This is a genomic window from Bacillus sp. L381, assembly GCF_030284525.1.
Taxonomy (GTDB): Bacteria; Bacillota; Bacilli; order Bacillales; family Bacillaceae; genus Bacillus; species Bacillus amyloliquefaciens.
Genome location: NZ_CP127224.1, coordinates 3,215,667 through 3,241,493 on the forward strand (window position 1 = coordinate 3,215,667; position 25,827 = coordinate 3,241,493).

Here is a 25,827-nt window from a genome sequence, read left to right on the forward strand (position 1 = left end):
ATTTTTGACGCTTGATGAAAGGGCTTACTATGTTATACTTGAATTTGTCCGTATACATTTTGGAGGAATTGATATGCTACCGAAATATGCTCAAGTAAAAGAAGAAATTTGTTCTTGGCTGAATCAAGGGAAAATACAGCCGGATCAAAAACTGCCTACGGAAAATGAGCTGATGCAGCAGTTCGGCGTCAGCCGCCATACCATCAGAAAAGCGATCGGGGATTTGGTCTCGCAAGGACTGCTGTACAGCGTTCAGGGCGGAGGCACCTTTGTCGCTTCACGCACGGCGAAATCAGCCATGCATTCAAACAAAACGATCGGCGTTATTACAACGTACATATCAGACTATATTTTCCCGAGCATCATCAGGGGAATCGAATCTTATTTAAGCGAACAGGGCTATTCCATGCTTCTGACGAGCACCAACAACAATACAGAAAGTGAACGACGGGGCCTTGAAAACCTGCTGTCCAAAAATATAGACGGGCTGATTGTCGAGCCCACAAAAAGCGCGCTTCAGACGCCCAACATCGGCTACTATCTCAATCTGGAGAAAAACGGCATTCCGTTTGCCATGATTAACGCCTCTTATGCGGAGCTGGCCGCACCGAGCTTTTCCGTCAATGATGTCAAAGGCGGCATGATGGCTTGCGAATACGTTATGTCCCTCGGCCACACGCACATTATGGGAATCTTTAAAGCAGATGACACGCAGGGCGTCAAACGGATGAACGGCTATCTGCAGGCACATCGGGAGCGCGGGATTTTTCCATCGCCGGACATGATCGTGACTTACACAACTGAGGAAAAAGAAACCGTGCTTCTCCAAAAAATGAAGCTTACCCTTGAGCAGAACAGCGGGTCACATCCGACGGCCATTCTTTGTTACAATGACGAAATTGCGCTGAAGACGATTAATCTTCTCAGAGAATTCGGTTTAAAGGTGCCTGATGACGTGTCAGTCATGGGCTATGATGATTCACATTTCGCCCAGATTTCCGAGGTGAAGCTTACCTCTGTCAAGCATCCGAAATCAATTATGGGGAAAGCGGCGGCAAAATACGTCATCGACAGCTTAGAACATAAAAAACCGAAGCAGGATAACGTCGTGTACGAACCGGAACTCGTTATCCGGAATTCCGTAAAGCGGATCAGCGAATAAAAAAAGCAATGTGCACGCACATTGCTTTTTTGCTCAGCTGTTTTTTAATTCGGCAATAATTTCAAACGACCGCATTCTGTCGGCATGCTCAAAGCTTTCCGAATTCACCATGATTTCATCCGCCTGTGTTGTCCGGATGAAGCTTTCCAGCTTTTCCTTCACACGATCAGGTCCGCCGACGATCGTTGAACTGAGCTGTTCATTGACCATCGCTTTTTCATACGGCGACCAGATTTGATCCATGTCTTCAACAGGAGGTTTCAGCTGATTCGGCGTACCGCGTACGAGGTCTAAAAATCTTTGATAATGCGATGTCGCCAGATGCTCCGCCTTTTCATCCGTATCCGCGGCAATGACGGTGACGCCGACCATCGCGTATGGTTTATCCAGTACGTCTGACGGGCGGAAGGAGCTTCGGTACAGCTCAAGAGCGGGCACGGTGTTTTTCGGTGAGAAGTGAGCTGCAAAGGCGAACGGAAGTCCGAGCTCACCCGCAAGACGCGCGCTGAAGCCGCTTGAGCCCAAAAGCCAGATCGGCACGTCCAGCCCTTCGCCCGGAATGGCGCGGACTTGGTTGCGCACATTGCCTGACGGTTTGAAGTAATTTCTCAATTCTTCAAGCTGCTCCGGAAAATCTTCTCCGCTGTTTATATTCCTTCTTAAGGCTCTCGCCGTTAATTGGTCGGTTCCAGGAGCGCGTCCGAGCCCGAGGTCAATCCGCCCCGGATATAACGTTTCAAGGGTTCCGAATTGCTCCGCGATCACAAGCGACGAGTGGTTCGGCAGCATAATGCCGCCTGAACCGACGCGGATTTTTTTCGTGCCGCCGGCGATGTGGCCGATCAGCACTGACGTTGCCGAACTGGCAACTCCTTCTATATTATGATGCTCCGCCAGCCAGTAGCGGTTATAGCCCCACTCCTCGGCGCGGCGCGCTAAATCCATGCTGTTGCGGAACGATTCTGCAACCGTCCCCCCCTGTACGACCGGCGATAAATTCAATACGGAAAACGCAGTATCTTTCAATGTATGTTCAGCCATCGTTTTCTCCTTTATGGTTTAGTGTAAGCAGATCTTAAACAAGGTCTCTACCACACACCTTACCACAGCTGTTCCCGTGAGTTAAACAATTTGATTCGATGATCTTCGAACAATCAGTCAGCGGCGGTTTTCTTACGGATGAACAGCTCCTCGGCGATTTCAATAAAAAGCTTGGCGGCAAGTGAGGCGTCTTTTATAGAAGGAACCGCCAGCTGCACCTCCCTGAATACATCCGGGGTAAACTCTTTAATCACCACTTCTTCCGGAAGAGGATTGCCGGCCATAGACATTTCCGATAAGATTGCCATGCCTAACCCCTCCCGCACCATATTAATGGATGTGCTGACATTAAAAACGGTAAAGGCGGCGCAAAGTTCGGCACCGGCTTGTTTAAACAGGCCGGAAAAAGGCGACGTGTAACCGCCGTCGCAGACCACCATCGGTTCGCCGTCCAGATCCTTTATTGTTACGGCTGGGCGTGCGGCGAGAGGGTGATCCCTATGCATAACCGCTGCCATTTTGTCTTTTTTCAGCAGGAAATAATCCATATCCTCTGTCGGAAAAAGCAAAATGCCCGCATCAATCATCCGGGATTGCAGCCACTCCTTCACTTCGTCCGCCGTTCCTTCATGCAGCACCAGTTCAAGCTTCGGATACCTTTTTTTAAACACGCTGATCAGCTTTGGAATGAAATAAGCGGAAGCGGCCGGAAATGTGCCAATGTGAATCGTTCCCTGTTCAAGCCCTCTTTCCGCGGCAGCCAGCTGCTCGGCTTTTTCTATGCCTTTGAGCACCTCTCTGATATGTACGAGAATTTTTTTGCCCGTGTCCGTGAGCCTTAAGCCGTTGCGGCGTTCCCGGATGATCAGCTTGATGCCGAGCTCCGTCTCAAGCGCCGATACGGCATGGCTGACGGCGGGCTGCGTCATATTCAGCGCCTGCCCTGCTTTTGTAAAACTTCCCGTTTCAGCTATTTGAACAAAAACCCGCAGTTGTGTAATCGTCATAACGTTTTACTTATGCTCCTTATAAAAAAGATTCATTTTATTTATCTTACTGATTACCGTATCATATGATGGAATTGTTCTACAAGGAGTGAACGACGTGAAACAGCTTTCGAGAATACAGACGGCTCTCATGCTGGCGTTTTTAGTCACGGTATGGGGGATTAACTGGCCGCTGACAAAGGCCGCGCTCGCCTATTCGCCGCCCCTTCTGTTTGCCGGAATCCGCACGCTGATCGGCGGACTGCTGCTGTTAATGGTTGCGGTGCCCCGTTTTAAAAAGCTGCGTTTTAAAGAAACGTGGCCGATCTATCTTATTTCTGCTATTTTAAATATCACTTTATTTTACGGCCTGCAAACGGTCGGCTTGAATTACCTGCCCGCCGGCTTATTTTCAGCCATTGTGTTTTTCCAGCCGGTCTTAATGGGCGTTTTTTCTTGGCTGTGGCTCGGGGAACCGATGTTTCCTTTAAAAATAGCCGGTCTTATTCTGGGCTTCGCCGGTGTCGCCGTCATCAGCGCAGCCGGTTTCGGAGGCCATATTTCCATCGCCGGCATTCTTCTGGCATTAGGCTCTGCGGTCAGCTGGGCGCTCGGCACGGTATTTATGAAAAGAACGGGAGGACGCGTGGACTCCATCTGGATGGTCGCTCTTCAGCTTCTGATCGGCGGCGGGCTGCTTGTCAGCTCCGGCAGTTTTTCGGAAAGCTTTTCAGCGATTCAATGGAAAGCTCCGTTCATTCTCAGCCTTCTATTCATTTCGGTGTTTGTTATCGCGCTCGGCTGGCTCGTCTTTTTTACGCTTGTCGGTTCAGGGGAAGCAAGCAAGGTTGCCTCTTACACCTTCCTGATCCCGCTCATTTCCATTATCGTCAGCTCGATTTTCCTGCATGAGCCGCTGACCGTCAGCCTTTTGGCCGGACTGCTTCTGATCGTCACAAGCATCTGTTTGGTGAATATGACACCGAAGAAGCTGAAAACACCTGCTTTGGCCCCAGAAAAAAAGGCCGTTCATTAAAAAAACTCTTGCCGCGGGGCAAGAGTTTTTTATTTATTGGCGTCTCCCTTTTACAAGATACGCAGCCGTAATGAGCAGATAGATGGCCGCCGTGATGCAGGTGATGACGATGGAAGTCGTGGCAATCACGCCAATCAGGATGGCCAAAAGCGCAAGCACCGCGAACCATGTCGTGTACGGGAACCATTTTACGTAATAAGCGGGCTGTTCCGCTGCATGTTTTCTTGATTTCAGATGGGCGAACCCGATAATCAGCCAAATGAACAGCACGGTATAGCCGAGTGAACCCATCAAATAATTAAACGTCTGGCTTCCCGCAAATAAAGAAATCAGAACGCCTACATATAAAAACGACGTACATGTCAGAATCGCATAGACAGGAACCTTTTTCTTCGATAGTTTTGAAAAGACTTTCGGCACCCGGCCGTCAGAAGCCTGCGTAAACAAGACGCGGGATGATCCGTACAGTCCCGAGTTCATGGACGAGATGATCGCAAGAAGAATGACGGCATTCATAATATGGTCGGCACCCGGAATTCCGATCATCTTAAATACGATAACAAACGGGCTTTCCGGAACGCTGTTGACTTGATTCCAAGGAATCAGACTGACAATGATGAAAAACGGCAGCAAGTAAAAAGCGACAATCCGCGTTAACGTGCTGCGGACAGCTTTCGGAATCACCTTTTCAGGATTTTTTGTCTCCGCCAGCGTGACGCCGATGATTTCCGTTCCGCCGTATGAGTAGATCACAACGAGCATCGCCGTAATGACGCCCCCCGCTCCATGCGGGAAAAATCCGCCGTGGTCCGTTAAATGAGACAGCCCCGGCGCCGTGTGATTGCCGAATGAGAAAAATAACAGCAGAATACCGCATAAAATAAAGATGACAATCACCGTAATTTTAATAAGCGCGAGCCAGTACTCTGTCTCGGCAAACAGCTTCACCGAAAGCATGTTAACAACCGTAACCACGATGGAAATGATCAAAGCCAGGATCCATATCGGACATTCCGGCAGCCAATATTGAATAAAAATCGCGGCTACTACCGCTTCTGCGGCAATATTGAGCACCCACATTTTCCAATAAATCCAGTCTAAAAAGTATGCGGCGTACGATCCGAGAGACTGCTGAACTAAATCACGGAACGTTCTTGCATTTTTATTTCGGACAGCCATTTCAGCCAGCCCCTGCATAATAAACAGCAGAATAATTCCGCCGAGGAGATAGGCCAATAATACGGACGGCCCGGCTTCATCAATCGCCGTGCTGCTGCCTTTAAAAAGCCCGGCTCCGATCGCGCCTCCAAGCGCCATCATCATAATGTGTCTGGACGACATCGTCCGTTTTAACGTTTGCTTGTCCTTTTCCATCTATCACACGCCCTCTCGCAAAAAATCGTTCATCACATAAAAAAGCACGCCGCCTCTTTTTAGAAAAGAGACGGCGTGCCTCAGGCAGCCGCGGTACCACTCTTGTTGATCCCGAATATCCGGAATCCAGCTTTTAAACCTTTTAACGAAGGTCAGCCGTTAGGACATAGGGAATATTCCGACAATTCCGTTCCGCCCTGCCACTTCCGGGCGAGTTCAAAGAACAATCAGTCCGCGTTGCACCACCCCGCGGCTCTCTTTTTCTGACTGGATTCTTTTACTGCTCCCGTTCACAGTGTTTTATGTTAAATGAATCTCTTGAGTTTTTATTTTCTGAATATAGTAACATAATATACAGTCTTCTATTTTCAAAGTCAATACATAATTTTTGCCGCTTATTGCCCTTCCAAGTCATTCAAAAATCTCAGCAGAAATTCGGAAACCGGGCTTTGCTTTCCGGGTGCCGCGCTTTCCGCTTTTACCTTTGTATTTGCGTATAAAAACAGGGCAAGCGCAATGCCGAATGAAATGACGAGAATCCATGCTTTTTTCATCCAGATTCCTCCTCACTTTCTATCATCGGCGGCCTTTCTCTTTTTTTTATATTTTAAATCGAAAAAACAATTTTAAAATTCTGTTTTCCTTATATTGAAACTTGCTTTATCATAAAAGTATGCGTTTACATTCGAGTAAGGAGGTTATAGCATGACCCCTGTCAATTCTAGCAGCATCGGGAAGATTCAAGCTGCCAGTAAAGGCTTGTCGCCAAAATTAAGAGCGATTGCAGACCATATCGTGAAGGAACCGAAAGACGTGGTTCACCTCTCCATCATTCAGCTGGCGGAAAAAACGAAAAGCTCTGAAGCGACGATTTTCAGGCTGTGCAAGCGTCTCGGTTTTTCCGGCTATCAGGATTTAAAAATCACGCTTGCTCAGGAGATCGTTCAGGAGCCGGTACAGCACATTCATGAAGAAATGAGCCCCGATGACGATATCGAAGTCATCATTCAGAAAGTTTTCCGCGCAAATATTTCCGGCCTGACCGATACCTTTCATTTATTGGATCCGGCCGATGTTGAAAAAGCGGTAGAGATGATTCACGGTGCAGACAGAATCGAATTTTACGGAAACGGCGGCTCCGGGCTGATCGCCACTGACGCGTATCATAAGTTTATGCGTACGGGCATAAACTGCATCGCGCATACGGATTCTCACTTTCAGGCGATGTCAGCGGGTCTTCTCGGTCCCGGAAGCGCGGTCATCGGCATTTCTCATTCGGGGAGCAACAAAGATGTGCTCGACGCGGTGAAAACGGCCAAATCGCTCGGCGCAGGAACGATCGGCATTACAAGCTATCAAAAATCGCCTCTCACCCAGATTTCCGACGTTGTGCTGTATACATCAACAAGGGAGACGGCCTTCAGAACGGAAGCGATGTCCGCAAGACTCGCCCAGCTGACAGTCATTGATACACTGTATTTCGCAACGGCCCGTCTGCGGCAGGAGAAAACGCTCGCCAACTTGCAGAAAATCAGAAAAATGATCGCGCACAAACGTTTGTAATCGCTTTCTGAATATTTATTTTTCAAAAGAAAAATGCCGATACAGCGGGAAATGAGACAATTTTATGAAAAAATTTTTCTTCTTCATCGTTGATTTATAAAAAAATTATTCCTATAATTGACTTTGTAAGGGCATACATTATCAATCTATCTTATTATTCAATTAGATTAGGCGGGATATATATGAAGGAAACCCAAGCTGTTATCGGTCTGGATATCGGCACGACCAGTACGAAAGCCGTTCTGTTCGGACCAAGAGGCAAAGTGTTAGCCAAGCATTCGGTTCACTATGATTTAATACAGCCAAAGCCGGCATGGGCCGAGCAGGATCCTGAGCACATTTTGGAAGCGGTTATCGGAAGCATCAGGGGCGCCGTCACAAAGGCCGGACTGAGTCCTGACAAACTGCTTGCAATCGGTATCAGCACCGCCATGCACTCTTTGATTGCTGTCGATCAACACGGCGGCCTGCTGACCAAAAGCATCATTTGGGCGGACAACCGCAGCGCTGAGCAATCAAAACGGATTATAAAAGAGATGAACGGTTTCGATATTTATAAAAGGACGGGTACACCGATTCACCCGATGTCCCCGCTTTCCAAAATTGTGTGGATGAGAGAGCAGGATAAGGAGACATTCGCGAAAACCGCCAAATTCATCAGTATTAAGGAATATATTCTGCACGAGTTTTTCGGGACATATGTCGTCGATTATTCCATCGCTTCGGCAACAGGGCTGTTCCGTTTAGAGACGCTTTCCTGGGATGAAGAAGCGCTCCGGATTGCCGGAATCCGGGAAGATCAGCTGTCGGACATCGTGCCGACCACTCATCAGCTGCGCGGCCTTCCGCCGGAAATCGCGGCACGGATGGGCATTCATGCGGATACCCCGTTTATCATCGGCGCAAATGACGGCGTGCTCGCGAACCTGGGAGTAGGCGCGATCGGCAAAGGCGAAGTAGCCGTTACGATCGGAACAAGCGGTGCCGTGCGTTCGGTGACGGATACACCGATTACGGATGAAAAAGCGCGGACGTTCTGTTACGCGCTGACTGACAAGCATTGGGTCATCGGCGGCCCGACGAATAACGGAGGCATTATGCTGCGCTGGCTTCGTGATGAATTCGCTTCTCCGGAAGTCGAAACGGCGAAGCGGCTGGGCATTGATCCGTACGATTTAATGATTGATATCGCGGATAAAGTGCCCGCAGGTTCTGAGGGATTGCTGTTTCTGCCGTTTTTATCAGGAGAGCGCGCGCCGTTTTGGAATCCGAATGCCCGCGGAACGTTTTTCGGCATCAGCCTCCGTCATAAACGGGAGCATTTTATCAGAGCGGTGCTGGAAGGCGTCATCATGAGCGTCTTTTCAATCGGGGTCGCACTGAGAGATTTGGCGGGTCCCGCAAAAGACGTGCGGGCTTCGGGAGGATTTGCGAGGTCGCCGCTGTGGAGACAGATTTTGTCCGATACGATGGGGCGGGAAGTTCTCGTACCGGAAAGTTATGAAGCCTCGGCGCTCGGAGCTGCCGTCCTCGCTCTACACAGCCTTGGCGAAATGGAACAGATTGAGGATGTTCAGGACTGGATCAGAATTTCTCACCGCCATGAACCGAATGTCAAAAACAGCGAAACATATATTGAGCTGTTTTACTTATACGAGCGGCTGTATGACAAGCTCAAAGATGAATTTGACGTCATCAGTGAATTTCAGCTCAAACAAAGCCGTTAATTCTTCTTTGAAAGGGTGAAAAGGTCATGTTACTGTTTATTGTCATTGCCGCTATTATCGTTTTACTCTTATTGATTACAGTCGCTAAGTTAAATCCTTTTATCAGTCTTTTGATTACATCCATTCTTGTCGGTTTCGCAACGGGCATGCATCTTCCGGACATTATCACTTCGATGAAAACCGGGCTCGGCAATACGCTGTCTCTGCTTGCGATCGTGCTGGCTCTCGGTACGATGCTCGGTAAAATGATGGCTGAATCAGGGGGTGCGGAGCGGATCGCTCACACCCTGATCGGCCGCTTCGGCAAAAAGAAAGTGCATTGGGCGATGATGGCCGTCGCTTTTATCGTCGGCATCCCGGTGTTTTTCCAGGTCGGCTTCGTCCTGCTTGTGCCGCTTTTGTTTACGATTGCGATTGAAACCGGCGTTTCATTAGTGACGATCGGGATTCCGCTCCTTGCGGGACTTTCCGTCGTGCACGGATTGGTACCGCCCCACCCGGCGGCGATGGCGGCTGTCGGCATTTATCACGCAAATGTCGGAAAAACGATTTTGTATTCTTTAATCGTCGGCATTCCGACTGCCATCATCGCGGGGCCGCTTTACGGAAAATGGATTGGTAAGCGCATTCATAAACCCGTTCCCGACCTTTTGAAAAAACAATTTATTGAACGAAATGAGAAACGCAAGCTTCCTGGATTCGCAAATACATTGTTTACGATATTGGTACCGGTGATCCTGATGCTTATGGCAACGCTTGCCGAAATTGCGCTTCCGGAAAAAAGCACGCTCTATGAAACTTTTAAATTTATCGGCGATCCTGTCACAGCACTTTTGATCGCCACGGTTTACTCCTTTTTCAGCCTTGGTTTTTATCAGGGCTTTAACAGAGAAAGCATTTTAAAATTCAGCAATGACTGTCTGGGGCCGATCGCTTCCATTCTGCTTGTGATCGGAGCCGGCGGCGCTTTTAACAACGTCCTGATTGATTCAGGCGTCGGCACTTATATCGCTGATCTGGCGAAGCATTCAAGCTTCTCTCCCGTTCTTTTAAGCTGGACAATCGCGGCGGTCATCCGCGTCGCCACAGGTTCAGCGACTGTTGCCATGATGACGGCGGCCGGCATTGTCGCACCGATTGCATCTGTCATGCCGGGCGTCAGCAGCGAGCTTCTTGTATTAGCAACAGGAGCGGGTTCTTTGATTCTGTCTCATGTCAACGACTCCGGTTTCTGGCTCATTAAAGAGTATTTCGGAATGACGGTGAAAGAAACATTCCTGACATGGACGGCGATGGAAACAATTATTTCTGTCAGTGCGATTTGTTTTATCATGATCATTAACGCGTTTATATAAAAACAACCCCCGGTCTGAACCGGGGGTTGTTTTTGTTATCGGTCATTCACAAGGATATAAGCAGCTTTAATGGGTCCGTGGACGCCGACAACCAAATCCATTTCGATATCGGCCGAGTTGCTCGGTCCTGTAATATAGTTGATGCAGGAAGGAACAGTGACGCCGTCTCTGATCTGCTGTTTCAATATATCACTGGCCTGCGTCATTCTCGGCACAATGGAAGATTTCGGGATGATTGCGATATAGGTCGTCGGAAGCAGGCTGACAGAACGGCCGGCATGCTCTGACGCATACAAAACGACGGTGGCTGATTCCGCAAGCGTGATCTCGCTGAATGTGATGCCTACATTCGCCTGTTCCGCTTTTTCAATATTTTTCGCTCCTTGTTCCGCATCCCATTCCCATACCGGAATCCCTTCATCCGGCCACTCTTCTGTCATAAGGTTCTGCAGGCCGTACGTTTCAAACCGGCTGTCTTTCGGGATGATGACAGGCCCCCCTTCAAAGCGTTCCACCTGCGTGCGCAAAGCGGCGTAAAGCCCGGCGGCATCCGTTTCGATCAGCTCCGTATGAATGTTGACGCAGTGGTCTTTCAGCATCGTGACAAGGTCATCTTCCGTACAGCCCGCGTGCGTTTCATATTGAGGCTGATACTTCCATTCAGGCAGGGACACGCCTGATTTTCTGCGCTCTCTGCCCAGGCTTTCAGCGATCCGGTTTAAAAAGGATTCCTGATGTTTAACCGTCCCTTTCATCATCATTCTTCCTCCTTTTGTGTTTCCCGATCTTTAAACCAATCTCGGAATCTTGATTTATGCGGCGCCGGGAAGTCCCGGACTGTTGTCCATCCCTTTAACGGTCCCGGTCCTTTTGATATTTTGTCATCTTCCGTAAACGGCATCATGGCGGCTGGCGCCCATTTTGATCCCATTTTATAAAGGGACGGGGATGATGAGCCGAGCCCAAAAGCTTTCATGGCCAATTTTTCGCTGAACGGCGCTTTGCCCTCTTTTTCCACGATGTTCTGCCGGTGCTTGAGCAGCAGTTCGTGCAGCGGAATTTTAACGGGGCACGCTTCCGTACAGGCCGCGCATAAGGAGGAGGCGTACGGAAGCTCCTTATACTCGTCATATCCGCCGAGAAGCGGCGATAAGACGGCGCCGATCGGGCCCGAATAGATGGACCCGTACGAATGTCCGCCGACATGCCGGTACACGGGACAGACATTAATGCAGGCGGCGCAGCGGATACATTGCAGCACCGATTGAAATTCCGTGCCGAGTATGCGGGAACGCCCGTTGTCCACGACCACTAGATGGAATTCCTCCGGTCCGTCAGCTTCTCCCTCCCGCCGGGGACCCGTCAGCGCCGTAATGTAACTTGTAAGCCGCTGGCCGACGGCGCTTCTCGTCAGCATGCTGACAAGCACTTCAAACTCAGAAAATGAAGGAACGATCCGCTCCATTCCCATTACGGTAATCTGCGTCTTCGGCAACGCGGACACAAGGCGGCCGTTTCCTTCGTTTGTCACGAGACTGACCGAACCGGTATCCGCGATTGCAAAGTTGCAGCCCGTGATGCCGACGTCCGCTTCGAGAAATTTTTTCCGGAGAACGCTGCGTGCGTGCATAACGAGCTCTTCCGGTTTTTCCGTCTGCTTGTATCCGAGTCTTTCTTTAAACACGTCACGGATCTGCTCTTTGTTTTTGTGAAGAGCGGGAGCAACGATGTGTGACGGCGGATCGTGATCGTCAATCTGGAGAATGTATTCGCCGAGATCCGTTTCTACGACTTCACAGCCCTCTTCTTCAAGCACTTCGTTCATATTGATTTCTTCTGTCACCATGGATTTGGATTTAACGATTTTTTTGGCGCTTTTCTGCCGAATGACATCGCGGATATATGAGGACGCTTCTTCCGCCGTTTCGGCGAAAAAGACGTGTCCGCCTCTTTTGGCGACATTTTCGGCGAGCTGTTCCAAATAGAAATCAAGATTGTCCAGCACATGCTGCCTGATTTCTTCCGCATGCGAACGCCAATCCTCCCAGTTTCCCAATTCCTCTGCCGCCTGAAGCCTTCTTGTCCTGAGCCGTTCCTGCGCTCCGGAGACGGCTCCTCTCATAAACTCATTATCTATTCCTTCTGATACCCGCTCTTTAAAAGCGGCGGTACCGATTTTCATCGCCATGATTTTACCCCCCTGTTGTTTCTCGTTATCTGCTGTTCAGCACTTCGGCGATGTGCATGACTCTGACGTTTTTTTCTTTCCGGTCAAGACGCCCGCCGATATTCATCAGACAGCCGCAATCCGCACCGATCAGCACCTCGGCCTCCGTGTCTTCCACACAGGCGACCTTCTCATCCACCATTTGTTCGGAGATTTGCGCCATTTTCACAGAAAACGTTCCGCCGAATCCGCAGCATTGATGTTTTCCGGGAAGCGGAGTAAACTCAAGCCCCTTTACATGGCGCAAAAGCTTCATCGGCTCCTCCGACACGCCGAGCAGCCTTGTCATGTGGCACGATGTATGTAATGTCGCTTTTTTATGCAGCACTGCCCCGACATCCTCCACCCCGAGAACATTGACAATAAAATCTGTTAACTCATATGTTTTGTCTGCAAGCTGCTGCGCTTTTACCGCCCACTTCGGATCGTCCTGAAACAGATGCGGATAGTCACGGAACATCGTCGTACAGGAACCTGACGGACTGACGACGTACTCCGCTTCCTCAAACGCGGCAATCATCCGCTTCATCGCTTTTTTCGCATCCGTCACATACCCGCTGTTGTATGCCGGCTGACCGCAGCAAATCTGCCCTTCGGGAAAATCCACCTCACACCCGAGCCGTTCCAGCAATTCAACCGTCGCCTTTCCGACATTAGTCTGAAACATATCCACAAGGCACGTGACAAATAATGAGACTTTCATGATGAACCCCTCTTTCATCCTCAATATGTGATCTGGTCATCTGATGACCTGTTTTTGGGAAAGCTCTATAAATATCCTACACTATTCTGAATATGGATTGGAAGGTTTTTCTGAAAAATCCTGTGCCCGATGCGCTAGAGGCACAAAAAAAGAGAAGCCCGAAAGCTTCACATGCTGCTTTACATCTCGTTTTCCAGCAGGCGCCCCAGCTTTTGCACGCCCTCTTTTATCGCAGCTTTACCTGCATAACTGAACGACAGGCGGAGATATTCCGCACCGTCTTCCTGGTTCAGAAAAAAATATTTTCCGGGTACATAAGAAACGCCTGAAGAAAGAGCCCGCGCCAGCAGTGCGGACGTATCCGCACCCGGCACTCTCACCCAAACAAAATAACCGCCGTCCGGCACGTTCCAAGATGCGGATTCCGGAAGATATTGTTTTAATGCGGCGAGCAAAACGTCACGTTTGCTCCGGTATGCTTCCCGCAAGGCGGCGAGCCGCTCTTCAACATCCGTTTGCTCCAGGTAGACGGCGGTCACCGCTTGAGAAAATGGGTGGTCCAAGTCTTTTTTAAACCATGACAAAGCCTTGATGAAAGCAGCATTCCCTGTAATCCAGCCGATCCTCATACCCGGGGCGATGACTTTTGATAATGAACCGGCGTACAGTACCCGGCCCTTCTGATCCATGGCCTTTAAAGGCGGCGGGATATCGGTGAATCCGAGCTCTCCGTATGCATCATCCTCCAAGATGAGAAAATCATACGTTTCGGCCAGCTGAAGCAAGCGGGTTCTCCGCTTTGCTGACATCACGGTTCCCGCAGGATTCTGAAAAGCGGGTATCGTGTACAGAAGACGGGGAAGCACAAGCCCTTTGCGTTTTCTTTCCTCAAGCATGAGGGCTAATGTTTCTGTTTGCAGGCCCTCTTGATCTGCCGGAACGCTCATCATATGCGGTGTGTAATTTTTTAAAATCTCGAGCGCCTCCATGTAGGCAGGAGCTTCAACGGCAGCGGGGGTTTGTTCATCAAGAAAAACCCGGGCAGCCAGATCTATCGCCTGACAGGCGCCTGAAGTCACGATCAGCTCATCGTCCAGGCAGTGAATGCCGCGGACGGCTAATCGTTTTTGAATCTGCTTTTTTAAAACAGCCGGCCTCGGACTTCCCATATAATGCAGCGGCAGATCGCGCTCCTCATCCAGAAGGCGGGATGCGGCTTCTTTCAGCTCCTTATCAGGAACGAGTGCGGGATCGGGATAGCCGGAATGCAGAGGGATGCACGCTTTCGGAGCATCCGGCATCCATTCCCCGGGAGGATCGTTTGTAAGGGCTTTCCTTGCATGGTCAGAAAAAAAAGATTCGGCCTGCATGTGATCTTATCCCCTTTCACAAGTCAGCTTTTATACATTTTCTTCAAAGTAAGCCCCCAGCACTTCTTCCACATTCGTCAGGTGCGCCGTCATCGCGGCTTCCGCTTCATCCGCGTCTCCGGCGGCGACGGCGCTGTAAATGCGTTCATGCTCTTCATATAATCTTTTCACGCTCGTTTGTTTAGAAAACAGCCAAATCTTTCTCGTTTCTCTCATCGTTTCCAAAAGCAGCGCGGAGACATGATTCATGAGATGCTTGAGCAGGCCGTTTTGTGATGCTTCAGCCAGCGCCATGTGAAAGGAGAAATCTGCTTTTTCCCCCAATTCTTCGTCTCCGTCGATGTCTTTCATCTCCATGAGAGCTTGGCGGATTTTTTGTAAATCTTCTTCGGTTCGTTTTTCAGCGGCCATTGCGGCGACGCCCAGTTCAAGCAGCTTTCTGACTTCGAGCAGCTGTTTGACGTCCTCTTTTTTCATTAAGAGGGCGGAAGAAAGCGGCTGGGAAATATGGGCCGGCTCAAATTCTTTTATGTATGTGCCTTCTCCCTGTTTCATGTCGACGAGCCCCATCGCTTTCAAAGCTGACAGCGCTTCTCTGACTGCCGAGCGGCTGACCTGAAAACTCTCAGAAAGCGCCTGAACGGAATCAAGCTTTTCACCCGGCTTAAGCTCGCCCGCTTTTATCTTCTCAAGCAATGCATCAGCGACTTCTTCGTAGATTTTTTTCGTTTTAATTTGTTTATATTTCAACGTGATCACCCCGTCACTTGTGAATCTTGATGTTTATCGTCTATTATACTTCTTTTTTCGTGCCGCCGACAGGTTCAGACAATTTGTTTCAGAAAAGTATTGTATTTTCAAAACCTTCAAAATATAATGCTAATTAACCCGGTCATCAGATGACCTTATCATAAAAAGTAATCGTTTACATGTCATAAGGAGGGGTTTTTAGGGATGCAATGGACACAGGGGTACGCTCCTTTAGGGGGAAATTTGCTTTTATCGGCGGCTTGCGCGCTCGTGCCGATTATCTTCTTTTTTTGGGCGCTGGCGGTGAAACGGATGAAGGGGTACATAGCGGGGCTTTTGACATTAGCCGTTTCACTTTTAATCGCTGTATTTGTTTACGGAATGCCGGCCGAAAAAGCGGTGCTGTCCGCTTCGCAGGGAGCGGTGTACGGGCTGCTTCCGATCGGCTGGATTATCATCACATCCGTCTTTTTGTATAAAATCACCGTAAAAACAGGACAATTTGAGATTATCCGGAGTTCGGTGCTGTCGATTACAGATGACCGGCGTTTGCAGGCGCTGCTCATCGCCTTTTCATTCGGGGCGTTTTTAGAAGGCGCCGCCGGTTTCGGCGCTCCCGTCGCGATCTCGGCCGCTTTGCTCGTCGGACTTGGTTTTCAGCCGCTTTATGCGGCGGGGATCTGCCTGATTGCCAATACTGCGCCTGTTGCCTTTGGCGCGATCGGCATTCCGATTACCGCCGTCGAAGGTCCGACCGGAATACCGGCTATGGAAATTTCTCAAATGGTCGGCCGGCAGCTGCCGTTTTTATCCGTATTTATTCCGCTTTATTTAATCATTTTGATGAGCGGGTTTAAAAAGGCTTTTGAAGTATGGCCGGCCATTCTTGTTTCCGGCGTCTCCTTTGCGGCCGTGCAGTACGCAAGCTCAAACTTTTTAGGGCCTGAGCTGCCTGATGTGCTGTCGGCGCTTGTGTCCATGGCCGCGCTCACCGTGTTTTTGAAATTTTGGAAACCGAAAACGGCCTTTCGGTTCGCGGCAGAACGGGAATCAGCAGCAGCCGCTGACGGCACGCCGGCCGTGTACGCGGGGGCTGCGGTTTTTAAAGCATGGTCTCCTTTCCTTCTTCTGACGGCCATGATATCCGTTTGGGGGATTCCCGGCGTGAAGGCCGCCTTGACTGGTCATTACGAAGGAACGTCACTATGGCTTTCCTGGCTGAATGCAGCCGGGAGCGCATTGACCTTCACCCCTCCCGTCCCATTTGTAAATCAGCAAATTCTTCAGGCTGACGGCACGCCGATTGAAGCCGTGTACAAGCTTGAATTTTTCGGTTCAGCGGGCACGGCGATTCTGATTGCTGCCGTCATCTCCAAGTTCGCACTCGGCATGCCTTGGAAGTCATGGGGCGGAGCGCTTATAGAAACCATAAAAGAACTAACGCTTCCGATTGTCACCATCGTATCTGTTGTCGGCTTTGCTTATGTGACGAATGCTTCCGGCATGAGCGCGACACTCGGTCTTGCGCTTGCCATGACGGGCGCGATGTTTACCTTTTTTTCGCCGGTGCTCGGCTGGCTCGGCGTGTTTATTACCGGCTCTGATACGTCGGCCAATTTATTGTTCGGCGGATTGCAAAAGGTGACGGCGCTCTCTGTCGGAATGGATCCGGTTCTCTCTGTCGCCGCCAATTCATCAGGCGGCGTCACCGGAAAAATGATTTCTCCGCAATCCATTGCGGTGGCCTGTGCCGCTGTCGGTCTGGCGGGCAAGGAAGCAGAGCTTTTCCGCTTCACGATTAAGCACAGTCTGTTTTTGCTTTTGCTCGTCTGTCTCATTACATTTTTACAGCATCATCTGTTTTCATGGATGATCCCGTAACAAAGAGAACCTCCCCGGGATTTGGCTCGGGGAGGTTTCAGCTGTATCGTTTTCTCGCCGATGACGGCGGGATATTTAATTGGTCACGGTATTTGGCGACGGTGCGTCTTGAAATTCGGATGTCATATTGTTCAAGCAGCAGATCGGCAAGCTTTTGGTCTGAAAAAGGTTTCTTTTTGTCTTCTTTACGGACCAATGCTTCCAGGTGTGCTTTTACGGCATAATTTGAGGCGCTGCCTTCTCCCGATGATTCAGCTTTCGCCGAAAAAAATGTTTTCATATCGTACAGTCCGTACGGCGTCTGCACGTACTTTCCTTTTATGGCCCGGCTGATCGTTGATTCGTGGAGCTCCAGCGTTTCCGCCACCTCTCTTAGAGTCAGCGGCTGCATGCCGCTTTTTCCTGTGAGAAAAAAGGATGCCTGCCGTTCAGTCAGGACGCCGATAATTCTCGTGATCGTTTGTTTTCTTTGCGATAAAGCCCGGTTCAGCCAGCGCCATTCCTGATATTTTGCCGAGAGATAATCTTTCGTGTCTCGGCATCCAACGGCTGACAGCATCGGCCGATAATGGGCATGAAGCTGGATATCCGGGAACGAACGGCTGTTGAGCCGCGCTTGAATGATGCCGTTTTTCACCGTAATGAAAATATCCGGTTCAATGTAAAAACCCGGCTCCTCATGCGCATAACATAGCCCCGGCCTCGGGTCAAGCGCGCTGATCATGTCAAAGATGTCCTGAATGTCTTTGAGCGGAATGCCCGTTTTCAATGTAAGCGCTTTCCAGTTCTTCCTTGCAAAAAGCTCAAAATAGGCGCCGGCAATCCATTCCGCCTGTTCGTTCCGCTTGGGCAGACGGCGGAGCTGAAGAAGAATGCATTCCTGTAAAGACCGGGCGCCGATTCCCGCAGGCTCAAGCGATTGAAGCTTTGCCAGAACGGCTTCCGTCTCCTCTAGTGAAGCGGATACATGGTCCGCAGCAGCTTGTATGTCCTCTTTTAAATATCCGTTTGAATCCAAGGAATATATCAGATAATTAAAAATTTTCTTTTCGGCATCGGACAGCTTTATGTCTAAGGCCTGCTGTTTGAGCGAATCCTGCAGCGATTTGCGCGTAAGCCTGATCTGCTGGCTTCCGTCCTGTTCTTTCATCCTGTTTTTATTTGTTTTATGGTAAGATAGTGGCGGCGTGTCTGTTTCCTTTCGTTCAATCAGAGGGTTTTCCAGAGAGAGCTCATCAATATACCCGGCCAGTTCCGCGGAATTGTATCCGAGCAAAGTGATGGCCTGTTTAAGCTCTTGAGTCAATTGAGGCTTTAAAATTTGTGTTTGCTGAAGTTTGATATCCATCATGCTCACTCCCCTTTTTTCATTGTACATGATTGGTTTCATACCGTATATACTTATTAAAAGGAGTTGCTTTATAGATGTCAGAACTTTTTTCTGTTCCTTATTTTATTGAAAACTTTACACAGCATATTGAAATGAATCCGAATGAAGACCGAATTCATGCGATGAACAGCTATTACCGCTCCGTCGTCTCAACCCTTGTACAGGATCAGCTGACGAAAAACTCGGTTGTGCTCAAAAGAATTCAGCATTTGGATGAGGCGTATAACAAAGTAAAACGGGGAGAAACAAAATAAACCTTCCGCTCATTCAAAGCGGAAGGTTTTCCTTCTTGTCGGCGGTTTCACCGATCAGACGGACGTCCGGCGCTTCGTGCGTCCAGGTGTGATAATAGTTGGCATTTTTCCCGTATGAATTATCAATGACAGTATTCGGTTTCCCAAGAAGCGAGGACAGGATGTGGCCGTGAAGCCTTGACGTTTCCGCCGATTCGTACCTGCTGAAAAACCGGACCGCTTTTTTCGTCAGGAAATCCGAATAGATTTTCCAAAACCGCGCAATCGGCAGCGGGTTTCCCGCTTTTTTATTCAGGACATTCAGCGTCTGGAAAAAAGCGATTCCCCGGCGGTCACTTGCTGACAGCACATGCTGCCAGTCGCAGCTTTTAACGGAATGATTATTTTGCAGTTTCGGATTGATTTCCCCATCCGTGCGGATAAAATGAAGCCTGCCGCGTGACGGAGCCGCTGCCGTCTTGATCGGATACAGCTGATGGGCCATATCAGGCAGAAGCCCGATGTGATTCGCCGAAAAAAAGCGTTTCGCAGTTTCGTATGACACATGATCTCTCGTAAACAGGTGCAGATCCTTGTGCTCCGCAAAAAGCGCCGCTGTCTTTCGCAGCCGTGTTTCATCCTGATAATAGATGGATTGGGGCAGAATGACGATCCTGTTTTCGGGAAAGGCTTTGACGATTTTTTCTCTGAACGTCTGATAGTACGGATAGAGATCCCCGAAATTCCCGCCTCCCTGACAGACGATGATCGTCTTTTTGTCCGCCCTGCGTCCGAACGGAAAATTGTCAGGATTCCAGCGCTGTTTCACGCGGATGCCGTGCGCTTTAAAAAACGCCTCCGTCCCTTTCATAATCAATAAATCCCCTACATTTCCGTAGAGGGGATAGTCGGCATAAATGATGTCAGACTGGGGCGGTATGACGCTGAGCAGACCTGTCAGCGTTTCTTTTAATCGGCTCATGACATGGCGGCTGTCCATGTTTTCTCCCCTTTCATTTCAAACAGTTGTGCAAGTGCGTCAATGACACGCTGCTGCTCTTCAATAGACAAATCAGACCCGGACGGCAGACAAATGCCCCGGCTGAAAAGGTTCTCAGAGACCCGTTCATGATCGCTGTGAGGATAAAAAACGGAAGATGAGAAAAGCGGCTGCGTATGCAGCGGTTTCCACAGCGGCCGGGCCTCAATATTCTGTTCGGCAAGACAGGCGACAGCTTCCTCAGGCGTCACGCCGTTATCAAGCGTCAGAGCCGTCAGCCATCGGTTTGAAACCGTACCTTCAAGCTCCGGCATCATGCGGATGCCCGGATACGTTTCCAGCGCTTCCTTATACCTGTGAAAGATTTCTCTCCTCGCCCGGACGCGTTCTTCGAGCACTTCAAGCTGCGATATACCGACGCCTGCGAGAATGTTGCTGAGCCTGTAGTTATAACCGAGCTCACTGTGCTGGTAATGAACGGCGGCATCTCTCGCCTGTGACGCAAGAAACTTCGCTTTTTCAATAGCGGCTTCATCGTCAGACACGAGCATGCCGCCTCCCGATGTTGTAATGATTTTGTTGCCGTTAAAGGAATAAATGCCGAAACGGCCGAACGTGCCGCTCTGCCTGCCTTTATATGTTGATCCTAAGGACTCGGCGGCGTCTTCAATCAGACAGACTCCGTATGCGTCGCAAAGGCTTAACAATTCATCCATTTTTGCGCTTTGGCCGTAAAGATTGACGGCGATCACCGCTTTTGGGAGCCTGCCGCACCGTTTTGCATCCCGGAGCGCCCGCTCAAGCGCGGCGGGCGACATGTTCCACGTCTCCCATTCCGAATCAATGAAAACGGGCTCTGCCTGCTCATACACAATCGGATTCGCCGTGGCGACAAACGTAAAGGAAGGACAAAATACAGCGTCTCCTTTTTTCACACCCGCAAGCCGCAGGGCAAGATGGATGGCGGCCGTTCCCGAGCTTACCGCCGCCGCGCTTTTCACCCCCGCATATTCCGCGAGCCGCGCTTCAAACGAATTGACGAGCGGACCGAGCGGCGCAATCCAATTGGAACGGAAAGCTTCCGCGATGTATTCCTGTTCTTTTCCGCTCATATGAGGCGGAGACAAATAAATCCGTTTGTTTGTTTGCATGAAATCATCCTTTTTCATTATGAATAGAGGAGATGACGCGGGCCGGAACGCCGACCGCCGTCACATGAGCGGGAATCCGGCTGATGACGGCAGCCCCCGCGCCGATAACCGACCAAGGACCGATGTCTATCCGCGGTATGACGGAAGCGCCGATTCCGATGTGCGCTCCTTCCCCGACTTTCACTCCGCCGGCAAGCGCAGCGCGCGGGGAAAGATGAACGTAATCTCCGATTGCATTGTCATGATCGGCAACCGCACCCGTATTGATGATGCAATGCGAGCCGATGTCTGCGCCCGCCTGAATGACGGCGCCCGCCATCACAACCGTTCCGTGTCCGACGGAAGCCGTTTCACTGACGATCGCCCCGGGGTGAATGAGTGCGGCGTAATCATCATGTTCAAGCCCAAGCGTTTCAGCGAGCTGCTTTCTTACACCATTGTGACCGATGCATATCGTAAACACGGCTCCGGGGACGAGTTTCCGAAGCATGTGCACGTCTTTCGTTCGGCCCGTATACAAACCGCCCCGAACGGCAAAACCGCTGAATCCGTCGTCCAATATGCCCGCAAGCTCCATATCGGACCGGGCCTTCACGATTTCCTTTACAACTTTTCCGTGTCCGCCGTGTCCGATCAGCACGACCTTTTTCACGATGAGATATCTCCGCTGCCTGTGAAGCGCTTTGCCGTCGCATGGCCGGATTGATGTATCCCCTCTGACACGAGAACCTTTTTCACTGTTAACAGCAGTATTTTCAAGTCGAGAAGGAATGTGCGGTTATCGACATACCACACGTCGAGCTTGAATTTTTCTTCCCAGGAAATCGCATTTCTCCCATTAATCTGCGCCCAGCCCGTAATGCCCGGTTTCACCTCATGCCGCCGCGCCTGCTCCGCCGTGTAAAGCGGCAGATAATCCATCAGCAAAGGGCGGGGGCCGACCAGACTGATATCGCCTTTGATCACATTAAAAAGCTGGGGAAGCTCATCGATGCTCAGTTTTCTGATCAGCATTCCCGCTCGGGTCAGACGCAGATGATCCGGAAGCGGCGCACCGTTTTCGTCACGCGCATCCGTCATCGTCCTGAGTTTATACAAAGTAAACGGACGTCCGTTATACCCGGGTCTCGTCTGTTTAAAGAACACCGGCGACCCGATGGCGCATCTGACGGCGGCCATGGCGAAGAGAAGAATGACACTTGCGCCGCACAATAACAACATCGCGGCCGCTATATCAAATACACGTTTCGCCTTCAAATCTGAACAGCTCCTTTCACTTTTCGGCATTTCTGTAAAGCAAGCCGCCTTTCTTCCTTCGTACAAATGAAGAAAAAAGCGAATGCGGTATAGCTCATGCATACGGCAAGCCCTGCGGCGATTAGGCCGGTCCAGCTGTCAAGCGGTGAAAACAGCCGGATTCCCCGGCAGACAGCCCAGGCAAATACAGCCGCCGCCAACGGACCGAACATGCCTTTGTAAAACGCGGTTTTCTGAAAACCGGTAATATGTGAAACATACAGCGGCGTGAAGACGGCATTTTTCAAAATGAGAGAGACAGCTCCGGCAATGGTGATGCCGTACAGACCGAGATGAGCCGGCCCGCTGAGAACAACGGCTAATAGGACATTCAGTCCGCCTAAGCATAAAGTAACGACGGCGGGCGTTTTTTGTTTATTAAAAGCCGTCCATACGTAAAATAGCGGCATGACGGAGAGACTGACCGCCAAATACGCGGCGTGAATGTATAAAATCGGCGCCGTCCTCACAAACGACGGGCCCAGCCAAATCGACAGAAACGGTTCGGCAAGCCCTCCTAATAGGGCGGCGGGAAGCGCGAGCAGAAGCCCGTTGAGCCGCACGGCCTTATTGGCGTAAGACAGGAGACCTTCCATATCACCTTTTGAATAGAAGGAAGTCAAAACCGGCGCAAACAGCGAAGCAAGCGTCCCGGCAAGACTTCTGAGCAGAAGCGGAAATTGAATAATCGCCGCATAAACGCCCGCTTCCGACGGCCCCAGCACGAGGTTTGCCGTCATGAGGTCAATCTGCAGAAACAGCAGCACGCCGATCTGGTTGACAGAGCTCCAGGCACCGGCTGAAAACAGCACTTTGCTCGTCTGTAATGACAAGGCTTTCCGCCTGAAAGAAAACCACGGAATCAATTTCTTAAAAAAGAAAAACGTCAGCACGGCTGCGCAGATAGCGCCGGCTAAAGCCGAGAGCTGGATCTGCCAGATCTTCGGCGGAAGGAACGTAAACAGAGCAAGCACACACAGCACCCTGACCAGCATTTGCACGGCCTGAATGGAACTTGTGATATAAAGCTTGTTGGCAAAAAACGGCCCCGTCGCGAAACCCGCCATAAAAAACGTCAGCATAAACAGCACACTGCCGATCACGATAGAGAGCCTCACATCCGTTAACAGCCCGGCCGGAACATTCATGATCCGGTCAATAAAAAAAGCCGTCCCGGCGAGCGGCACAGCGAGCAATAGCGAGATCACGACAGACGCGGCTAAATAATTGCTTACATACGCATTGGCCTCATCCCTGTTCCCCCTGTGGGCGGCGACGGTGAAAAATCTCACAACGACAGAGCTCAGCGCAACGGTAATAATAGAGAAATAGTTAATAATATTCTGTGTCAGATGGACAAACCCAAAAGCCTCCACACCTAATGTCTTCACAATAAAGGGGGTCATCCATACTGATAAAAACACCGATAGTAAAAACGCCGTCACATTGGCGCCGAAATTAATGGCAAATTTCATGCTCCTTCCGCACTGCCTTTCTCTTTCGTTTTCCGATCGAAAAATGCATGCAGAAGCAGCGGAAGGCGCATTTTGCACAGGCCGAGCACCACACGTTCCCCGGCCAGCAGCTGTTTATGCCGGCACGGCGTGCTGCGCACCGCCGCTTTTACCATGTCATACGTTAAAATTCTGCCGATGTGCGCCGTAATCTCATGTGACGGCTGCGGGGCGGCGCATGCATTGGCGATCAGCATCGGGATCTGATGCTTGCACAAATACGTATTGATATCGCTCCGGCAGGCGTCCGTCAGCCCGTTCGCCTCATAAAAAGCCATTTTCGCTTCATATTGCTTTTGCAGTTCGTCATCTAAGTGCGGCTTAAATGGAGTTTCTGTAAGGCTTTTTGGGTTTTCCCGATAAATATAAAGCCCCTCCTCTATCACTTTGACACGTGCTGCATGGCGGAACGCTGCCAAGTTGAACGGAGAGTCCTCGGCAAATCGGATATCTTCATGAAACAACAGCCCTTGCAATGCTTCTCTCCGGTATATATAGCGCCATACGTACCAAATAAACCGATGTTCGTGCGCGCGAATCAGCAGATCAGTCATCTCAGCCGCTGTGAAGACGCGGCCCGGCGGAATGGACGGCGGCATATACGCTCTTTCCTTAGACGGCGTTTCCTTATAATAGCCGCATCCGGCGATATCCAGCCGGTTCTTTTCCGCTTCTTCATAAAGCCGCTCGAACATCGTTTCCGTCACGTAGTCATCGCCGTCCACAAAGCCGATATAACGGCCGCGGGCGGCTTTAATTCCGGCATTGCGGGCCGAGCTCAGACCGCCGTTTTCTTGATGAATCACCCGGATTCTCGCATCTGCTGCGGCGAATTGTTCAGCCATCCGGCCGGACTGATCCGGTGAGCCGTCATTGACGAAAATAATTTCGATGTCTCTCAGCGTCTGTTTTGTTAAAGATACCGCGCATGCTTTAATAAAAGGCTCTGTCTTATACATCGGGACGATCACGCTTACCAGCGGCGCGTTCATTGGGCATCACCGCTGATTTTCGAGCGCAGCCCGGCAAAATAAACACTGCGCAAAGAACCGCCTTCCTCATACTTGCCGCTCAGCAGCCGGTTTACAGCGGCCGTCACGGCTTCAGGCTCCGGACGTTCAAGCAATGTCATATTTGGTATATGTTTCAGCCATTGAAAGCCTTCCATCACTTTATGATCAAAAGAACGAATGACGACACAAGGCGTTTTCGTCAGCGCACAAAAAATCATCCCGTGAAGCCTGTCAGTTACGACGGCTTCAGCGCCTTTCAGTGTATTCCACAGCGCCTCCAGCTCTTCTTCGCGTGTATGGCGGCTGACCCTCCGGCCGACCGTCGTGGTAAATGAATGCAGTTCTCCGTACTCTTCAGCCAAAGCTTCTTTTACCATCGTTCTTTCCTCAGCGGTCAGCGCGCTCTCCCGGTCCTCGCGTAAACAGAGGTAGATCCCTTCCCGCGGGAGGCGCCGTTCGCTTTTATCCAAATATAAGACCATGTCAGGCTGTTTGAGCACTGTTTTTCCGGGAAAATGACGCTTCATCCATTGATACGTCGTCTCGTCTCTCGCCATTAACAAAAGGTCGGGATGCGCATTATACACTTTTTGGGCGCGCTTCAGTTCCTTCCGCCCCTTTTTTGAATCAGAAAAGTGAGCCGTCGCCGGAAGCTGAACGATCCGATACTGATGGAATGTTTTTATAATGAAACGGCGCGTCCATTCCTCATAACGGTACAAATCACCCATGTTCCCTCCGCCGATGATGAATACCATATCATCGGGGTGACGTTTTTTGATCAGCGCTTTTGCGGATCTGTATATATCCTTCATATCTACCTCAATGATGTCAAAATCGGGATACTCCCGTTCAAGAAACGTTTTGCTTGCGTAGGCGATGGCGTGATCGCCGAGATTATCGTGGGACGGAAGCAGAGTCAGAATGATCTTTTTTCTTGCCGCTGTATGCCCCGCCCCGTCCGCTGCCGTTCCGAAATGAAATTGAGACGGGTATTTAACCTTAAGCAAAAGCCATTCCGCGAGATTGATTTTTAAAGATTGTATCGACATGTC

24 protein-coding genes and 1 other annotated feature are annotated in these 25,827 nt (G+C 50.2%); of the genes, 7 read left to right on the plus strand and 17 right to left on the minus strand.

Annotated elements, in window-relative coordinates:
• Window positions 1-73: 73 nt before the first annotated feature.
• Window positions 74-1,162 carry an arabinose utilization transcriptional regulator AraR gene (gene araR / locus QRX25_RS16540; RefSeq protein ID WP_212099374.1) on the plus strand — a complete coding sequence of 363 codons (1,089 nt, stop codon included), beginning with the start codon at window positions 74-76 and terminating at the stop codon, window positions 1,160-1,162.
• Window positions 1,163-1,195: 33 nt separating this feature from the next.
• Here araR and QRX25_RS16545 read toward each other — a convergent pair whose 3' ends face one another.
• Both QRX25_RS16545 and QRX25_RS16550 read right to left on the minus strand, forming a co-directional pair.
• Window positions 1,196-2,203 carry an LLM class flavin-dependent oxidoreductase gene (locus QRX25_RS16545; RefSeq protein WP_065982370.1) on the minus strand — a complete coding sequence of 336 codons (1,008 nt, stop codon included), beginning with the start codon at window positions 2,201-2,203 and terminating at the stop codon, window positions 1,196-1,198.
• Window positions 2,204-2,316: 113 nt separating this feature from the next.
• Window positions 2,317-3,210, minus strand: coding sequence for a LysR family transcriptional regulator (locus QRX25_RS16550; RefSeq protein ID WP_212099377.1), 894 nt, complete (start codon window positions 3,208-3,210; stop codon window positions 2,317-2,319).
• 97 nt (window positions 3,211-3,307) lie between these two features.
• Between QRX25_RS16550 and QRX25_RS16555 the strand changes: the two genes are divergently transcribed.
• A complete protein-coding gene (locus QRX25_RS16555; RefSeq protein ID WP_212099380.1) occupies window positions 3,308-4,225 on the plus strand; it encodes a DMT family transporter in 918 nt (305 codons plus the stop codon).
• A 33-nt stretch (window positions 4,226-4,258) separates the two neighbouring features.
• Here QRX25_RS16555 and QRX25_RS16560 read toward each other — a convergent pair whose 3' ends face one another.
• Both QRX25_RS16560 and QRX25_RS16565 read right to left on the minus strand, forming a co-directional pair.
• A complete protein-coding gene (locus QRX25_RS16560; protein ID WP_065982373.1) occupies window positions 4,259-5,599 on the minus strand; it encodes an amino acid permease in 1,341 nt (446 codons plus the stop codon).
• A 63-nt stretch (window positions 5,600-5,662) separates the two neighbouring features.
• Window positions 5,663-5,902, minus strand: a binding site (T-box leader).
• 92 nt (window positions 5,903-5,994) lie between these two features.
• The gene (locus tag QRX25_RS16565) at window positions 5,995-6,153 is read right to left on the minus strand and encodes a hypothetical protein (protein ID WP_212099383.1); all 159 of its coding nucleotides are present in this window, start codon (window positions 6,151-6,153) and stop codon (window positions 5,995-5,997) included.
• Between the two features lie 151 nt (window positions 6,154-6,304).
• On the opposite strand from QRX25_RS16565, the gene QRX25_RS16570 reads away from it, so the two are divergent.
• From QRX25_RS16570 to QRX25_RS16580, 3 genes are all read left to right on the plus strand, one after another.
• Window positions 6,305-7,162 carry a MurR/RpiR family transcriptional regulator gene (locus QRX25_RS16570; RefSeq protein WP_115996876.1) on the plus strand — a complete coding sequence of 286 codons (858 nt, stop codon included), beginning with the start codon at window positions 6,305-6,307 and terminating at the stop codon, window positions 7,160-7,162.
• A 182-nt stretch (window positions 7,163-7,344) separates the two neighbouring features.
• On the plus strand, window positions 7,345-8,889 hold the full coding sequence (gntK, locus tag QRX25_RS16575; protein WP_212099386.1) for a gluconokinase: 1,545 nt from the start codon (window positions 7,345-7,347) through the stop codon (window positions 8,887-8,889).
• Window positions 8,890-8,915: 26 nt separating this feature from the next.
• Window positions 8,916-10,244, plus strand: a complete 1,329-nt coding sequence (locus tag QRX25_RS16580) for a GntP family permease (RefSeq protein WP_045512151.1) — start codon at window positions 8,916-8,918, stop codon at window positions 10,242-10,244.
• 35 nt (window positions 10,245-10,279) lie between these two features.
• Here QRX25_RS16580 and QRX25_RS16585 read toward each other — a convergent pair whose 3' ends face one another.
• The 5 genes from QRX25_RS16585 to lutR form a co-directional block, all read right to left on the minus strand.
• On the minus strand, window positions 10,280-11,002 hold the full coding sequence (locus QRX25_RS16585) for a LutC/YkgG family protein (protein WP_115996874.1): 723 nt from the start codon (window positions 11,000-11,002) through the stop codon (window positions 10,280-10,282).
• Window positions 11,002-12,432, minus strand: a complete 1,431-nt coding sequence (lutB, locus tag QRX25_RS16590; RefSeq protein ID WP_065982377.1) for a lactate utilization iron-sulfur protein LutB — start codon at window positions 12,430-12,432, stop codon at window positions 11,002-11,004. Before lutB ends, QRX25_RS16585 begins: the two co-directional genes overlap by 1 nt.
• Window positions 12,433-12,457: 25 nt before the next feature.
• Window positions 12,458-13,174: a lactate utilization iron-sulfur protein LutA gene (gene lutA / locus QRX25_RS16595; RefSeq protein ID WP_065982378.1), complete on the minus strand. Its 717-nt coding sequence runs from the start codon at window positions 13,172-13,174 to the stop codon at window positions 12,458-12,460.
• Between the two features lie 179 nt (window positions 13,175-13,353).
• On the minus strand, window positions 13,354-14,544 hold the full coding sequence (locus QRX25_RS16600; protein WP_115996873.1) for an aminotransferase-like domain-containing protein: 1,191 nt from the start codon (window positions 14,542-14,544) through the stop codon (window positions 13,354-13,356).
• A 30-nt stretch (window positions 14,545-14,574) separates the two neighbouring features.
• Window positions 14,575-15,294, minus strand: coding sequence for an L-lactate utilization/bacilysin biosynthesis transcriptional regulator LutR (gene lutR, locus QRX25_RS16605; protein ID WP_013353677.1), 720 nt, complete (start codon window positions 15,292-15,294; stop codon window positions 14,575-14,577).
• Window positions 15,295-15,498: 204 nt separating this feature from the next.
• Here lutR and lutP point away from each other — a divergent pair, with 204 nt between their 5' ends.
• On the plus strand, window positions 15,499-17,175 hold the full coding sequence (gene lutP, locus QRX25_RS16610; RefSeq protein WP_115996871.1) for an L-lactate permease LutP: 1,677 nt from the start codon (window positions 15,499-15,501) through the stop codon (window positions 17,173-17,175).
• 37 nt (window positions 17,176-17,212) lie between these two features.
• Here lutP and rpoN read toward each other — a convergent pair whose 3' ends face one another.
• Window positions 17,213-18,523, minus strand: coding sequence for an RNA polymerase factor sigma-54 (rpoN, locus tag QRX25_RS16615; RefSeq protein WP_238156935.1), 1,311 nt, complete (start codon window positions 18,521-18,523; stop codon window positions 17,213-17,215).
• 77 nt (window positions 18,524-18,600) lie between these two features.
• Between rpoN and yvfG the strand changes: the two genes are divergently transcribed.
• A complete protein-coding gene (gene yvfG / locus QRX25_RS16620; protein ID WP_003151570.1) occupies window positions 18,601-18,819 on the plus strand; it encodes a protein YvfG in 219 nt (72 codons plus the stop codon).
• 13 nt (window positions 18,820-18,832) lie between these two features.
• On the opposite strand, the gene QRX25_RS16625 is transcribed toward yvfG, so the two are convergent.
• Genes QRX25_RS16625 through QRX25_RS16655 form a run of 7 tightly spaced genes read right to left on the minus strand, consistent with a single transcriptional unit; the run spans window position 18,833 to window position 25,824 of the window.
• The gene (locus QRX25_RS16625; protein ID WP_115996867.1) at window positions 18,833-19,798 is read right to left on the minus strand and encodes a polysaccharide pyruvyl transferase family protein; all 966 of its coding nucleotides are present in this window, start codon (window positions 19,796-19,798) and stop codon (window positions 18,833-18,835) included.
• Entirely contained in the window at window positions 19,777-20,949 is a 1,173-nt protein-coding gene (locus QRX25_RS16630; RefSeq protein WP_212099389.1) for a DegT/DnrJ/EryC1/StrS family aminotransferase, read from the minus strand. Before QRX25_RS16630 ends, QRX25_RS16625 begins: the two co-directional genes overlap by 22 nt.
• A gap of 4 nt (window positions 20,950-20,953) precedes the next feature.
• On the minus strand, window positions 20,954-21,601 hold the full coding sequence (locus tag QRX25_RS16635) for an acetyltransferase (protein ID WP_065982383.1): 648 nt from the start codon (window positions 21,599-21,601) through the stop codon (window positions 20,954-20,956).
• Window positions 21,598-22,206 (minus strand): sugar transferase, encoded by a 609-nt coding sequence (locus QRX25_RS16640; RefSeq protein WP_115996863.1) that lies wholly within the window; start codon window positions 22,204-22,206, stop codon window positions 21,598-21,600. Before QRX25_RS16640 ends, QRX25_RS16635 begins: the two co-directional genes overlap by 4 nt.
• On the minus strand, window positions 22,203-23,720 hold the full coding sequence (locus QRX25_RS16645) for an MATE family efflux transporter (RefSeq protein ID WP_065982385.1): 1,518 nt from the start codon (window positions 23,718-23,720) through the stop codon (window positions 22,203-22,205). Before QRX25_RS16645 ends, QRX25_RS16640 begins: the two co-directional genes overlap by 4 nt.
• Window positions 23,717-24,751 carry a glycosyltransferase gene (locus tag QRX25_RS16650; protein ID WP_115996860.1) on the minus strand — a complete coding sequence of 345 codons (1,035 nt, stop codon included), beginning with the start codon at window positions 24,749-24,751 and terminating at the stop codon, window positions 23,717-23,719. Before QRX25_RS16650 ends, QRX25_RS16645 begins: the two co-directional genes overlap by 4 nt.
• Window positions 24,748-25,824: a polysaccharide pyruvyl transferase family protein gene (locus QRX25_RS16655; RefSeq protein WP_212099392.1), complete on the minus strand. Its 1,077-nt coding sequence runs from the start codon at window positions 25,822-25,824 to the stop codon at window positions 24,748-24,750. Before QRX25_RS16655 ends, QRX25_RS16650 begins: the two co-directional genes overlap by 4 nt.
• Window positions 25,825-25,827 lie beyond the last annotated feature (3 nt).

Bases quoted from the DNA above. Each gene is read 5' to 3' on its own strand.
- araR (WP_212099374.1), top strand. From the start codon at position 74: ATGCTACCGAAATATGCTCAAGTAAAAGAAGAAATTTGTTCTTGGCTG.
- QRX25_RS16545 (WP_065982370.1), bottom strand. From the start codon at position 2,203: ATGGCTGAACATACATTGAAAGATACTGCGTTTTCCGTATTGAATTTA.
- QRX25_RS16550 (WP_212099377.1), bottom strand. From the start codon at position 3,210: ATGACGATTACACAACTGCGGGTTTTTGTTCAAATAGCTGAAACGGGA.
- QRX25_RS16560 (WP_065982373.1), bottom strand. From the start codon at position 5,599: ATGGAAAAGGACAAGCAAACGTTAAAACGGACGATGTCGTCCAGACAC.
- QRX25_RS16565 (WP_212099383.1), bottom strand. From the start codon at position 6,153: ATGAAAAAAGCATGGATTCTCGTCATTTCATTCGGCATTGCGCTTGCC.
- QRX25_RS16570 (WP_115996876.1), top strand. From the start codon at position 6,305: ATGACCCCTGTCAATTCTAGCAGCATCGGGAAGATTCAAGCTGCCAGT.
- gntK (WP_212099386.1), top strand. From the start codon at position 7,345: ATGAAGGAAACCCAAGCTGTTATCGGTCTGGATATCGGCACGACCAGT.
- QRX25_RS16580 (WP_045512151.1), top strand. From the start codon at position 8,916: ATGTTACTGTTTATTGTCATTGCCGCTATTATCGTTTTACTCTTATTG.
- QRX25_RS16585 (WP_115996874.1), bottom strand. From the start codon at position 11,002: ATGATGAAAGGGACGGTTAAACATCAGGAATCCTTTTTAAACCGGATC.
- lutB (WP_065982377.1), bottom strand. From the start codon at position 12,432: ATGGCGATGAAAATCGGTACCGCCGCTTTTAAAGAGCGGGTATCAGAA.
- lutA (WP_065982378.1), bottom strand. From the start codon at position 13,174: ATGAAAGTCTCATTATTTGTCACGTGCCTTGTGGATATGTTTCAGACT.
- QRX25_RS16600 (WP_115996873.1), bottom strand. From the start codon at position 14,544: ATGCAGGCCGAATCTTTTTTTTCTGACCATGCAAGGAAAGCCCTTACA.
- lutP (WP_115996871.1), top strand. From the start codon at position 15,499: ATGCAATGGACACAGGGGTACGCTCCTTTAGGGGGAAATTTGCTTTTA.
- rpoN (WP_238156935.1), bottom strand. From the start codon at position 18,523: ATGGATATCAAACTTCAGCAAACACAAATTTTAAAGCCTCAATTGACT.
- yvfG (WP_003151570.1), top strand. From the start codon at position 18,601: ATGTCAGAACTTTTTTCTGTTCCTTATTTTATTGAAAACTTTACACAG.
- QRX25_RS16625 (WP_115996867.1), bottom strand. From the start codon at position 19,798: ATGGACAGCCGCCATGTCATGAGCCGATTAAAAGAAACGCTGACAGGT.
- QRX25_RS16630 (WP_212099389.1), bottom strand. From the start codon at position 20,949: ATGCAAACAAACAAACGGATTTATTTGTCTCCGCCTCATATGAGCGGA.
- QRX25_RS16645 (WP_065982385.1), bottom strand. From the start codon at position 23,720: ATGAAATTTGCCATTAATTTCGGCGCCAATGTGACGGCGTTTTTACTA.
- QRX25_RS16650 (WP_115996860.1), bottom strand. From the start codon at position 24,751: ATGAACGCGCCGCTGGTAAGCGTGATCGTCCCGATGTATAAGACAGAG.
- QRX25_RS16655 (WP_212099392.1), bottom strand. From the start codon at position 25,824: ATGTCGATACAATCTTTAAAAATCAATCTCGCGGAATGGCTTTTGCTT.